Here is a 12136-nt window from a genome sequence, read left to right as displayed (position 1 = left end):
TTTCGCCAGCCAATGAGTCAGCGGTTCTTCCAGTCCGGGTTGCGTTTTTCCAGAAACGCGTTGACACCTTCTTTCTGGTCTTCGGTGTGGAAGAGATCGACAAACAATTCCCGCTCCAACATATAGCCCTGTGAAGGAAACTGACGTCGGTGGCTTTGGATCAGTGTTTTGCAGGCACTGACGGCAGTAGGGCTTTGTTGTTCAACCATCTTGGCAAGCTCCATGGCTTTCTCGAACGCCTGGCCCTGCGGTACCAACTCTTCCACCAGGCCGATTTCCTTGGCTAACGGAGCCTTGACCCGCTCGCCACAGAGAATCATGCGCTTGGCCCAGCCTTCCCCGACCAACATGGTGAGGTTTTGGGTGCCACCGGCACATGGCAGCAAGCCGACTTTGGCTTCGGGCAGGGCTAGCTGTGCCTGTTCTTCGGCCACACGAATATCGCAGGCCAGGGCAACCTCAAGGCCTCCGCCCATGGCGAAACCATTAATGGCTGCAATTGACACTCCGCGGAAGCTCGCCAGAGTTTCGAAGGCTTCACCAAAATAACGAGCCATATCCCGGGCGACGCTACGGTCGCCGTCTGCGAAGAGTTTCAGATCCGCACCGGCAGAAAAGAATTTCTCGCTTTTGCTACGAATGACCAGGGCATAAATGTTCCGGTCGTTTTCCAACTCTTTCACCATTTGGGTAAGCGACTGAAGGCTTTCAGCCGTCCAGGTGTTGGCTGGTGGGTTATTCAGTGTAATGACAGCGGTATGTCCCTGCTTTTCGAGAATCAGGCTATCTGACATGTAGCTCTCCAAATTTTATCTGTTCTTGTAGATATAACTGTTCTTGTCGGTATATCTGTTCTTGTAGATATGTCCGTTCCTGAAAACATAGGCGTCGGCCAGCTCGTATAAGGCGCGCTTTGCGACTTGTTTAAAGACACAAGACTGATCTAAAGCAAGTCGGCTGCGTCTTCCATCAGGACCCTTCTGGCGATAATGACGCGCATGATTTCGTTGGTCCCTTCCAGTATCCGGTGTACCCGGCTGTCTCTGACGTAACGCTCGAGGGGATATTCCTTGATGTAGCCGTTACCGCCGAAAATCTGAAGAGCTTCATCGGCAACTTTGAATCCGATGTCGGAGGCATAACGCTTCGCCATGGCGCAGTAGGCGGTCTTGTCCGGGTGGTCTGAATCCAGTTTGAATGCGGCCAGGCGTACCAATTGGCGTGCGGCTACCAATTCGGTCACCATGTCCGCCAGTTTGAATTGCAGGGCCTGGAAGTCTGCCAGATGCTTTCCGAACTGCTGGCGTTCGTGCATGTAGGCCTTGGCCTGATTAATTGCTGCCTGGGCAGTGCCGAGCGAACAGGTGGCGATATTGATGCGTCCACCGTCCAGACCTTTCATGGCAATCTTGAAGCCGTCGCCTTCCTGTCCCAGAAGTGCCGAAGCGGGCACGATGACATTATCAAAGGTCACCATACGGGTCGGTTGGCTGTTCCAGCCCATTTTGTCTTCCGGGCGGCCGTAGCTGATGCCCTCGGATTTGGCATCCACCACAAACGCGGATACCCCCTTGGCACCGGCTTCTCCGGTACGGGCCATCACGACCAGCACGTCAGTGCTTCCGGCACCGGAAATGAACACCTTGCTGCCGTTGAGGATGTAGTGGTCGTTGGCTCGTTTGGCGGATGTCTTCAGTGAGGCTGCATCCGAGCCTGCGTTTGGCTCAGTCAGACAGTAGGAACCTAATATACGGCCTTCGGTCATGGCCGGGCACCACTCAGCTTTGGTCTCTTCGTTACCGAAAGAGGCGATCATCCAGGTGGCCATATTATGGATGGTGAGATAGGCCGTTGTAGAAGTGCAGCCCATGGCCAGTTGTTCGAAAACAATACTGGAATCCAGGCGGCTCAGGCCGAGTCCTCCGGATTCCTCCGGGGTGTACAGACCGCAGAAGCCGAGCTCGCCGGCTTTGCGGATCGTATCTATGGGGAAAATATGGTTCTGGTCCCATTCAGCGGCAAAGGGTGCCAGTTCATTTTTGGCAAAAGCCTTGGCCATGTCAGCGTAAGCGACCTGGTCTTCAGTAAGTTCGAAGTTCATTCATCACTCCTGTACAGGAGGCCAGGGGTGGCCTGGCTTCCTGATTTGTTGTTATCAAAGTGGCTGAATTGGATTGCAATATCAGTCAACTCTCAGGGGCGTATACATTATTTCAACTGAATGGTTGTGTTAACCCCTGTATCGATATCTTCTTCAAACCAACGCGCAGTAATGGTCTTGGTTTCAGTATAGAACTTCACTGCCTGTTTCCCGTAGGCATGCTGGTCACCATAGAACGACTTGCGCCATCCGGTGAAGGAAAACATGGGCAATGGCACCGGAACCGGAATATTGATCCCGACCTGGCCGACCTTGATCTCATGCTGATATTTGCGGGCGGCTGCTCCGGAAGACGTGAAGAGGGACGTTCCGTTGCCGTAGGGATTCTCGTTCACCAGTTGGATGGCCTCGTCCAGAGTGTCGACTTCCAGAGCGATCAGCACCGGACCGAAAATCTCTTCTTTGTAAATTGACATGTCCGTGGTGACATTGCGGAACATAGTGGGGCCAACCCAGTTGCCGTCGGGGTATCCATCCACTACATAGTCAGAGCCGTCCAGGATACATTCAGCACCTTGCTCTTTACCTTCCTGGATGAACCTCAGGACACGCTGCCTGGATTGGGGGTTAATCAACGGACCGTAACCGGCTTCCGGATCATTCCAGGCACCCGGGCGAACTTTCGCCAGAGCATCGCGTACTTCCGGAATCCATTTGCGGGATTCACCCACGAAGACGGCCACGGAAATGGCCATGCAACGTTGTCCGGCCGCGCCCACTGAGGCACCGGCAATATTGTTGATTACCTGAGTTTTGGAAGCATCCGGCATAACCACCATGTGGTTCTTGGCGCCGGCAAAGGCTTGAACTCGTTTCAGGTGCTCGGTGCCTGTACGGTAAACGTGCTCGCCGACAGCAACGGAGCCAACAAAGGAAATCGCTGGCGTGTCAGGATGCGTCAGCAACTGATCAACCACTTCCTTGGTACCGTGAACCACCTGAAGAACACCGTCCGGCGCACCGGCTTCCTTGAACAGCTCGGCCAGACGTACTGGGGTCATTGGATCCTGTTCAGAAGGTTTCAAAACAAACGTATTACCGCAGGCAATGGCCATGGGGAACATCCATAGAGGGATCATGGCAGGGAAGTTAAAAGGGGTAATACCGACACACACACCTAAAGGCTGAGTGTAGCTGTAGCAGTCAATTTTTCGGGCGACGTTTTCTACGGTTTCACCCATGGTCAGTGAGGCAATATTGCAGGCATGCTCCACCACCTCGATACCGCGCCAGACATCGCCTTTGGCATCTTCAAATGTCTTGCCGGTTTCCTGTGACAGCAGTTCTGCCAGCTCGTCATGGTGTTCCTTGAGCAGAGCCTGATAGCGGAGCATCAGACGGGCGCGATCGCCAACAGAGGTTTCCTTCCAGGTCTCAAAGGCTTTTTTCGCTGATTGGATTGCCTGCTCAACTTCTGATTCAGTGGCACAAGGCACCTGGGCAATCACTTCTTGGGTGGCCGGGTTGGTAACCGGTATGAGATTCTGGGACTGACTTTCCACAAACTCGCCGTCAATAAAGAGCGGAACAATCCTGGACATACTATTCATCCTCTGTTTCTTGTTTTGATGATGCACATTTTTATCACGGAAGAAGCGAGCCGAGGATTGATAATCTTGTGGTAATAATGGACTATATTGCGATTACATGATTATAAAGTGATCAAATGGTGTTTTTTACATGAGCACGCCTTCCAGTTGGCCGCTGCCGCCCGGAAGCATCAGGTTTGTGGTGCCGCGCCCGGTTATACGGCAGATGACAGAGCATGTTCTCGGTAAAAACCTCTATCCGCAGGGTGTGGGTTATTATCAAAGAGCGGCAGGCCACCATATGGAAAGGCCGGTGCATGATGACCATCTGCTGATTTACTGCCTGGAAGGCAGTGCTGTTATCGGACTTCTGGACACAGAGGTTAAACCGGGAAATAAAGCCTCTGTAAAAGGCCCTAATTCGAAGAATGGCCTTGGTGCTAAGAACGGTCCTGGTATGAAGAACAGCCCAGGTATGAAGAACAGCATTAGTACGAAGAATGAATTAACGGTAAAGGCGGGGGATCTTGTCATCCTGCCCCGGGGAGTCGCGCACTGGTACCGTGCCAATCGCCGAACCCCGTGGACAATTTACTGGGCGCATTTCGATGGGCTGGAGGCTGACGATATCGTCCGACACGTGGCGGCGGAGCAGAGTCATGAACCCATTATTCTGTTTCACCTTGGGCATATCGCGAGAATCGTCGGGGACTTCGAGACGCTTCTGGAGGTTCGCCAGCTAACCTTTAATCTGAATGCTTTCATTAATGCCGGAAGTTTATTGCGAGTAATCCTGACAAATATTGCGCAATTAAAACCCCTGGCAAGGCATCAGGATACCGGTGGAAGATTTGATCTGGAGCGAGTACACAGCCTGATGCTTGAAAGTGTCCACGGACACCTGGATCTGCAGTCACTGGCGGATGCGGTAAACCTGTCGAAGTTTCACTTTATCAAGAAGTACAAAGAGGTGACGGGGACCACGCCAATTGACCATTTCATACGATTGAAAATCGAAAGGGCATGCCATCTGCTGGATGTGACACATCAGAGTATCGGTCAGGTCGCGATTGATACCGGCTACCAGGATGCCTATTACTTTTCCCGTGCTTTTAAGAAAGTGATGGGCGTCAGTCCGCGGGAATACCGCAAGCTGCGTACCGGCGCCTATGCCTGACACCACCAACGACATTTATGGCGGAGTCAGGAAGGAAGTGCTACAGAAGTTTCGGCAACTGGGCCCTGATTTCATCCACCGGATGGGTTACCAGGTTCTTCTGTACTTCGGTCTTAACGGCGTTACCCACGTTGGAACTTAGCTTCTGCCTGAGCAACCCCAGAAAGGCGGGACTGCAGATAAGGTGGAGCGATTGAAACTCATGTTGATTGAAGGCTTTATCCAGGCGTTCACTTAATTGACCGGCAAACTTTTCCTGCTCGTGTTTTTTGGCGCTGGGCTGCTCATAAGATTCCGTGTGGTTACTTGAGCTGTTCTTCCCCATGCCGTTGCGGTCGGTGACGAGATCGCCTTCGTGAAGTCGATTGAAAGGATTGGTGAAAGCTTCGAGTTCGTTGAACTCTCTTGTTGAGTTGGATGAAAAAATCCGGGCGACACCCCCGTTAGCTACCAGAATCCAAGCTGTCATATAGGTCTCCTCAAATTGTCGGGTTGAGGCTAAGTTGTGATGGGCTCATCACAGTCCCGAGTAGAGGGACATGTCTTTAGTTTAAGCCCCATATTGGGGTTTGGGCCAATGTATTTGGTTTTTTATTACGGCAGGGCCGGTTTATTCCCGATTTCCAGGATTCGGTCAGGTGTGCCAGGCCTCGCCCAGAAGCTGATGAACCTCTTCGTCTGTGGTTTGGCTGAAGTCGTTATACCAACGACCGATGGCATAGAAATCGATGGGAGTGGAGAGGCAAATCACCGCATCCACTTTTCGTTTCAGATCCTCCACCACAACGGCGGGTGCTACCGGAGTCCCGACCAGAATCTCTTTAGGGTGCTGCCGACGGACTCCCTCTATTGCGGCAAGCATCGTGGCGCCGGTTGCGATACCGTCATCCACCAGAATGATTGTCCGGTCCTGGATGGAAGGTAACGGCCGGTCCTGACGGTAGGCACTCTCTCGCCTCGCCAATTCGAGCTTTTCCCGCTGCTCAACCTGTTCTATTTCATTGTCGGTCACACCGTTCATACTAATGACATCGTCGTTGAGTATGCGAATGTCCCCGGTTGTAATCGCGCCCATGGCCAGCTCCGGATGCCAAGGCAAGCCCAGTTTGCGGACAATCATCAGGTCAAGTTCCGCACCGAGTTTTTGAGCAACTGGTGCCGCTACCGGAACACCACCTCTGGGCAGGGCGAGTACGAGTATGTTTGGATTCTCGGGGGCGAGCTGGTGCATTTGAGATAGATGCTCATTGATCGCTTGAGCCAGGAGTTCTCCCGCTTCCTTCCTGTCGGTAAAGGACCTCATAGGGGGCACCTCCGTTGAATAAACGAGGATGTGTCATCTATGAGCTTATCAGAAAAGAGTGAAATGTGATGGAATCTTTTGTATTTGAGCGATAACGAAGTAGTGAAAGGGTAGGGATGAATCAGTGATGGGTCGATAGAGCAATACAGCTGTCTGGAATAGGATCAAAAAACTGGAATGATGACAATCTAAAATGCATGTAACAAACACGGGTGAAGAATTTGCGGCACAGTAATCTCCTGGTCTGATTAATAGGCTCCCGGTCTAATAAATCAGCGGAAGCGCCTTTGATCAGATGGAGATTTGTGCCACAAAGTCCTTTTTGCTATCCATTGAAAACCCCGTTAACCCAACATTGAATGTTCGATGCAAGAGTTCAATGGACAGGAATTTCGAAAAAGAGAATCAGGAACCGACTTCTTTCCTTTTATGATCTGAAGCGAAGTGATCATCGTGCTCACTTGCACTCTGTGCCGGGATGGCGTTCATGGAGTTCTGCTGAACTGATGTATTGGGCTCATCATCAAAGACATAGCGTTTGTGTTGAACCGCTGTATGGCCCATATCCTGGGCATTGCTCTGATGGATAACCGATACACTGTTCTGAGATTTAGCGGTCTTCTGCTGCTGTTTGATCTCCCAAAGGTAGCCGCCTTCCTGAGCCATTGCGGCGCCGGTCAGTGTAATGAGTAAGGTGCCAAAAACTAGGTGCTTCTTCATGATGAGTATTACCTCTTCTGATAATGAATTCCCGGATAGCGAATATCCGGATAAATGAATAACCACTCGGACGCTTTACAGTTTTGATTCAGCACGCTGTCTCGGCGATGACCTGTTCATTACCTTTCAGTAAGTTTCCTGTCATGGAGAGGAAATCCTTCAGAGGCTAGGGTTGGCACTCGAATTGAAAAGCTACTGTTAGAGCGTCGAAAGTGTATTTTTAGAGCATCGAAAGTGTATTGATGGGTAATTGAAAGGGTATTGATAGGAAACTAATAGCGTGTGGACATCTTGTTCGTAATTGTGAGGTCTAAATGAAATTGCTCGTCATTGAAGACGAAGAAAAAACCGGGCACTACCTGAAGAAAGGCCTGGCGGAATCGGGTTTTACTGTGGATCTGGCGAATACAGGTATGGATGGACGTCATTATGCCACCACGGAAATTTATGACCTGATCATTATGGATGTCATGCTGCCTGACCTTGATGGCTGGCATATTCTCAAGTTCATGCGCGACGGGGGGAATCACACACCGGTGTTGTTTTTAACGGCCAGGGACAGTGTGGAAGACCGGGTTCAGGGGCTGGACCTTGGTGCGGATGATTACCTGGTCAAACCTTTTGCTTTTTCAGAATTATTGGCAAGGGTGCGGAACCTCTTGAGACGCAGAGCGGGAACGCCACAAAGTGAGAGTATCGAAGTGGACGATCTGGTCATTGATATCCATCGTCGCACCGTGCGCCGGGGTGACTGCCAGATTAATCTCACTGCCCGAGAATTCACCTTGCTCGAGCTATTGGCGAGACGACAGGGTGAAGTGATTCCCCGTTGTTTCATTACTTCCCAGGTATGGGATATGAACTTTGACGGCGATGCCAACGTTGTTGATGTAGCGATCCGAAGACTTAGATCAAAAGTGGACGACGGATACGCCAACAGGTTGATTCATACGATCAGGGGGATGGGCTATAAATTGCAGGCCATCAAGTCATGAAGGTCCTGTTAATCCGGCGACCACCGGGATTGACCATAAGAGTCACTTTCCTCGTAGCTCTGATCATATTGGTGCTGCTTTCCGTTTATGGATGGTTAACCGAGCGGTCTATTTCCCAGCATTTTTCCGAGCAGGACGGCGCGGTGTTGCGGTCTTCTCTGCAAGGGATCGCTTCTGTGTTGGATACCCCCCGTGGCGACGATGTGACGAATTCTCTGGGAGACCGGTTGGACCTGGCAGTTTCCGGACATAACGGACTGTTGTATCGCATTGAAACGGTCGATGGAACGCCGCTGCTTCAATCAGATGGACTTAGGAATAGGCTCGGTACTTTGACGGATTCCGGACTCAGCACACTGGCACCGGGTAGGGAGTTGTTGTGGGAAGCGGCCGGAAAAAATTTTCGTGGTCTAGTTTCCATATTGCCGCCGGGTGTGGAAAACAATCGTCCAGGATATCGGATTTTGGCGGCAGTTGAGATAGATCAACACCTGGATTTTATATCCAAGTGTCGAGTCTTTCTGTGGAGCTATACGACTATCGGCACATTGATCGGGCTGTTGGCGGTGTGGGGTGCTGTTGTCAGCGGCTTAAAGCCGTTGAGGCGTATGAGCGAGCAGATTCGCGGGATCAGTTTTGAAAAAATGGATGTACGCCTGGCACCGAAAACTGTTCCCCGGGAACTGTCAGAGCTGGCTGCTTCCTTTGATCATATGGCCAACCGAATGCATGAGGTGTATCGCCGGCTGGCCAACTACTCGGCTGATATCGCCCACGAACTGCGTTCTCCTGTGACCAATCTGAAGACCCAGACGGAAGTGGCGCTCAGTCGAGCCAGGGAACTGGATGAATACCGTGAAGTGTTGTACTCCAGTCTCGAAGAATACGATCACATGTCGAAAATGATTGACGACATGTTGCTTCTGGCAAAAACGGAAAACCGGTTGGTTAACGTATCCTTTGCGAAGGTTGAACTCAAAGAGTTACTGGAGCTTGCCGAGTACTTTGAATGCTGGGCCGAAGAAAAAGGGGTAAGCCTGTGTATCGAGGGTGAACCGGTCAAGGTGCTGGGAGAAAAGTCGATGTTGCGCCGCGCCTTCAGCAATTTGATCAGCAATGCCGTCAAACATACCCCGGCTGGAGGGACGGTAAAATTGACGCTGGAAAATGACGGAGAATATGCCCGGGTTCTTATTGAAAACCCTGGCAGGCAAATTCCGCCTGAGCATCTGTCAAAACTATTTGATCGTTTTTATCGTGTTGATCCCTCAAGACATCGTAAAGGTGAAGGTGTTGGATTGGGATTGGCAATTGTTAAGTCAATTACCGAGCTTCACGGTGGTCTGGTTGCTGTAACCTCGCAGTCCATGCTCACAAAATTCGAGGTTAGATTGCCTGTTTTGATTCCAGCACCCTCTAATTTTCTTTCATTGCAAAGCTGAATTTCAATTCAAAGTTGGACAGTGCTGTCTATAGTTGTATACATCCAGCAACTGGTTATTTGATTTGTCTTGATCGGATTCGAAATAGCCTGAAAGGATTTGTGGTTGCTGTAATTTGAGATAGCAGTAGTTTGAGATAGCAATAGTGAGAAAATACGTGCCTGAATACGGAGCTACCAGACAGCCGACTATCCGGAAGCCTCTACTCTTATTGGTGTGGGCGGCGCTGCTATCAGCATGCTCTGATAATGGAGCTCAAGGTACGAAAAACCTTACAGACCAGAATCTCTCTTCGGCCATTCAGGAAGAGCTCTCTACGAAACCGCCTCAGGATACTCAGGCAGACAAGCGGTGGTATTCGGCAGAGCAAGTCTCATTGGGAAAGACCGTTTATGAGCAACACTGTATTTCGTGCCATTTACCTCAAGCCCGAGGTACTTTTAACTGGAAGAAACCTACCGAGGATGGCAGCTATCCACCACCGCCATTAAATGGCTCAGCACATGCGTGGCATCATCCTTTACCTGCTTTGCTGCAAACCATTAATGAAGGTGGGGCTGCATATGGAGGGAAAATGCCTCCATTTCAAACCCAGCTCAATGATTCTGAAAAAAATGCTGTGATTGCCTATTTCCAGAGTTTTTGGAGCAATGAAATTTATCTTAAATGGGAAAGCCTGCACGATCAGTGACATTCACGTTTTTTGTACCGAAGTAGATGTGATACGAATTGAGTTACGGCCAACACCGCAGGCTACATACTGTAGGCTGAACCACAAGTATAGCAATAACGAAGTATCTCCAAGGCGATTCGCGAGATGATTTTGCCAACTGACTTTTTCGGGAGAGAAACAATGAAAACGTCTATAGGAATTTGTGCTGTTACACTGGTTTTGTCTACACCTGCTCTGGCCCATCAGTCCGGTCAGGGATACCAGCAAGGGCAGGGCGGAATGATGGGGATGATGGGAGGCATGTATCCTGAGCATATGCAGGAAATGCATGAGCACATGGAAGAAATGGAGAATCTCATGCGTGAAATTCATCAGGAGAATAACCCTGAAAGGCACTATGAGCTGATGCAAAAGCATATGGAATTTATGCAGGAAGGGGTTCACATGATGTATGGAGATCCTGGCCAAGGAGAAGGCAGAGGACAGGGAATGGAAGAAGGTAAAGGTCGGGATCGAGATGCAGATAAAGGCAAAGATAGAGATAAGTATAAAGACAAAGATAAAGTCAGGCAGGACTCGCCTGCAATGTACATGGAAGAGCGAATGGGCAGGCTTGAACAACGCATGAACATGATGCAGCAACTAATGGAACAAATGATGGAGCATCTGAAAGAGGAAAACAGATCCAATCACAAGCCGAAGCAGTAAACCCTTTACTGGATTGGATATTTCATAGCATTCATTCCAATGCGATTTCAAGTTACCGCGAAACACGCGAAAACCCGTGTATAGTGGGGACTATAGCAAGTCAAAGCAGAAACAAGCAGATACAAAGGAGAGCCAAATGCAGGTCGAAACCCTAAAAGATGTCCTTCACTGGACCACTCGATTTCATCAGGATCTTTCCCAATGTATGGTCAGAGGGGCTGGTCACAGTGGCAATGAGCGGGCAAAGTTGTTACTGGATTATCTTTCCAAGCATGAGACTTCCCTGAAGAGAATTGTCGAAGAATATGAACAAAGTTCCAACAAAAATGCTCTGGATACCTGGTGCTATGAGTATTTGGAAAAACACCCTGTAGTAAGACATGAGCACTGTGAAGTACCTTTTGATGAACTCGACAGCGTTCAAATCATGGAAGTGGTCATGGAATATCACCGGCAGGTGATTGAGTTGTACCGCTATCTGCTTGCAAAAGCCCCCACGGGCCCAACACAAGAACTCCTGAGTTCCCTTCTTGAGCTGGAGGAGCATGAAGTAATGATCATGGCCCAGGGAGCAAACCGATTGGAGGATTTATAGACGTTGGAACAACGGTTTGGTCGGAGCCGGTATCGATAAGTCGGGGCATCCTTACACAAACATTAATTTACGGAAAGAGAGCAATTGATTTGCTTGACCGTTATACGGTGTTCTGGAAGACTTCGGCTGGTCATGATTTGACTTATGACTATTCTTACTGATTGTCTATAAATCATCAGATTCTATTTTTCTTGCGACACGACACACTATGACGTTACAGAACGCATACAAGTTTAGCCGACACCTGGTCAAGCCTATCGTGCTTGTCTGGTTGTTGTGCCAGAGTATGCTTCTGTGTGCGGCAGGTGTTTCGGCTCAGCCCAACCTGATGGGTTCAGGTGTGTCTCCGCTATCCATGACTGATGACAGCATGGGCCGCTACGCCAGTATGGACAGATTTACGGATAGCATGGACAGTTCCACGCCCTCCATAAAAATGCATCATGCCTCAGTCAACATGACGATGAATCATCATAATCACGGCATGATGGGCGATGGCTATCAGCAAAGTGGAGCTGATGGTTTATATATCCATGGAGCTGATGGCTCTTATACCCACGGAGCTGATGGCTCTCACGAGTCAGCTCAAGGCAATCAGTGTTGCGGTGAAAAGAGCAAATCCACCAATGTTGCATTTGCCTCTCTGGTTCCTGTTGGTGCACTGTTTGTTATCTTCTGGTTGATCGGGCTTCTGGTCCGTCGTCAATCTCCGGCACGCTGGTGGAAAAGCCCCACTGTCGGTTATCACTATCCCCGACATCATCTCGTCAACTGTACCTTCCTTAATTAGATCCTGACCGGTTTACCCAACGACCTTTGCATAGCCTCACGCT

General features: G+C 50.0%; 13 protein-coding genes. 7 read left to right on the top strand and 6 right to left on the bottom strand.

Annotated elements, in window-relative coordinates:
- Nucleotides 1–17: 17 nt before the first annotated feature.
- The 3 genes from BTA51_RS29570 to BTA51_RS29560 form a co-directional block, all read right to left on the bottom strand.
- Nucleotides 18–794 carry an enoyl-CoA hydratase gene (locus tag BTA51_RS29570; RefSeq protein WP_094712603.1) on the bottom strand — a complete coding sequence of 259 codons (777 nt, stop codon included), beginning with the start codon at nucleotides 792–794 and terminating at the stop codon, nucleotides 18–20.
- Between the two features lie 149 nt (nucleotides 795–943).
- Complete coding sequence (locus BTA51_RS29565; protein ID WP_094712602.1) at nucleotides 944–2101, bottom strand: acyl-CoA dehydrogenase family protein; 1158 nt, start codon at nucleotides 2099–2101, stop codon at nucleotides 944–946.
- 107 nt (nucleotides 2102–2208) lie between these two features.
- Complete coding sequence (locus BTA51_RS29560) at nucleotides 2209–3702, bottom strand: CoA-acylating methylmalonate-semialdehyde dehydrogenase (RefSeq protein WP_094712601.1); 1494 nt, start codon at nucleotides 3700–3702, stop codon at nucleotides 2209–2211.
- A gap of 139 nt (nucleotides 3703–3841) precedes the next feature.
- Between BTA51_RS29560 and BTA51_RS29555 the strand changes: the two genes are divergently transcribed.
- Nucleotides 3842–4867: an AraC family transcriptional regulator gene (locus tag BTA51_RS29555; protein ID WP_094712600.1), complete on the top strand. Its 1026-nt coding sequence runs from the start codon at nucleotides 3842–3844 to the stop codon at nucleotides 4865–4867.
- A 40-nt stretch (nucleotides 4868–4907) separates the two neighbouring features.
- Here BTA51_RS29555 and BTA51_RS29550 read toward each other — a convergent pair whose 3' ends face one another.
- From BTA51_RS29550 to BTA51_RS29540, 3 genes are all read right to left on the bottom strand, one after another.
- The gene (locus tag BTA51_RS29550; RefSeq protein ID WP_094712599.1) at nucleotides 4908–5336 is read right to left on the bottom strand and encodes a host attachment protein; all 429 of its coding nucleotides are present in this window, start codon (nucleotides 5334–5336) and stop codon (nucleotides 4908–4910) included.
- Between the two features lie 165 nt (nucleotides 5337–5501).
- Nucleotides 5502–6170 carry a phosphoribosyltransferase gene (locus tag BTA51_RS29545; RefSeq protein ID WP_094712598.1) on the bottom strand — a complete coding sequence of 223 codons (669 nt, stop codon included), beginning with the start codon at nucleotides 6168–6170 and terminating at the stop codon, nucleotides 5502–5504.
- Nucleotides 6171–6575: 405 nt separating this feature from the next.
- On the bottom strand, nucleotides 6576–6890 hold the full coding sequence (locus tag BTA51_RS29540; protein ID WP_094712597.1) for a hypothetical protein: 315 nt from the start codon (nucleotides 6888–6890) through the stop codon (nucleotides 6576–6578).
- A gap of 314 nt (nucleotides 6891–7204) precedes the next feature.
- Here BTA51_RS29540 and BTA51_RS29535 point away from each other — a divergent pair, with 314 nt between their 5' ends.
- From BTA51_RS29535 to BTA51_RS29510, 6 genes are all read left to right on the top strand, one after another.
- The gene (locus BTA51_RS29535) at nucleotides 7205–7885 is read left to right on the top strand and encodes a heavy metal response regulator transcription factor (protein WP_094712596.1); all 681 of its coding nucleotides are present in this window, start codon (nucleotides 7205–7207) and stop codon (nucleotides 7883–7885) included.
- Entirely contained in the window at nucleotides 7882–9327 is a 1446-nt protein-coding gene (locus BTA51_RS29530) for a heavy metal sensor histidine kinase (RefSeq protein ID WP_094712595.1), read from the top strand. The genes BTA51_RS29535 and BTA51_RS29530 overlap by 4 nt, the downstream gene beginning before the upstream one ends.
- A 157-nt stretch (nucleotides 9328–9484) precedes the next feature.
- Nucleotides 9485–10018, top strand: coding sequence for a cytochrome c (locus BTA51_RS29525; RefSeq protein ID WP_210404983.1), 534 nt, complete (start codon nucleotides 9485–9487; stop codon nucleotides 10016–10018).
- Between the two features lie 162 nt (nucleotides 10019–10180).
- Nucleotides 10181–10708, top strand: coding sequence for a hypothetical protein (locus tag BTA51_RS29520; RefSeq protein WP_094712594.1), 528 nt, complete (start codon nucleotides 10181–10183; stop codon nucleotides 10706–10708).
- A gap of 136 nt (nucleotides 10709–10844) precedes the next feature.
- Entirely contained in the window at nucleotides 10845–11303 is a 459-nt protein-coding gene (locus BTA51_RS29515) for an ATPase (protein WP_094712593.1), read from the top strand.
- 208 nt (nucleotides 11304–11511) lie between these two features.
- Entirely contained in the window at nucleotides 11512–12093 is a 582-nt protein-coding gene (locus BTA51_RS29510; RefSeq protein WP_141215738.1) for a hypothetical protein, read from the top strand.
- The last annotated feature ends 43 nt before the right edge of the window (nucleotides 12094–12136 follow it).

The sequence above is a fragment of the Hahella sp. CCB-MM4 genome (assembly GCF_002260525.1).
Classification (GTDB): Bacteria; Pseudomonadota; Gammaproteobacteria; order Pseudomonadales; family Oleiphilaceae; genus Hahella.
This window is presented reverse-complemented; position numbering and strand designations above follow the sequence as displayed.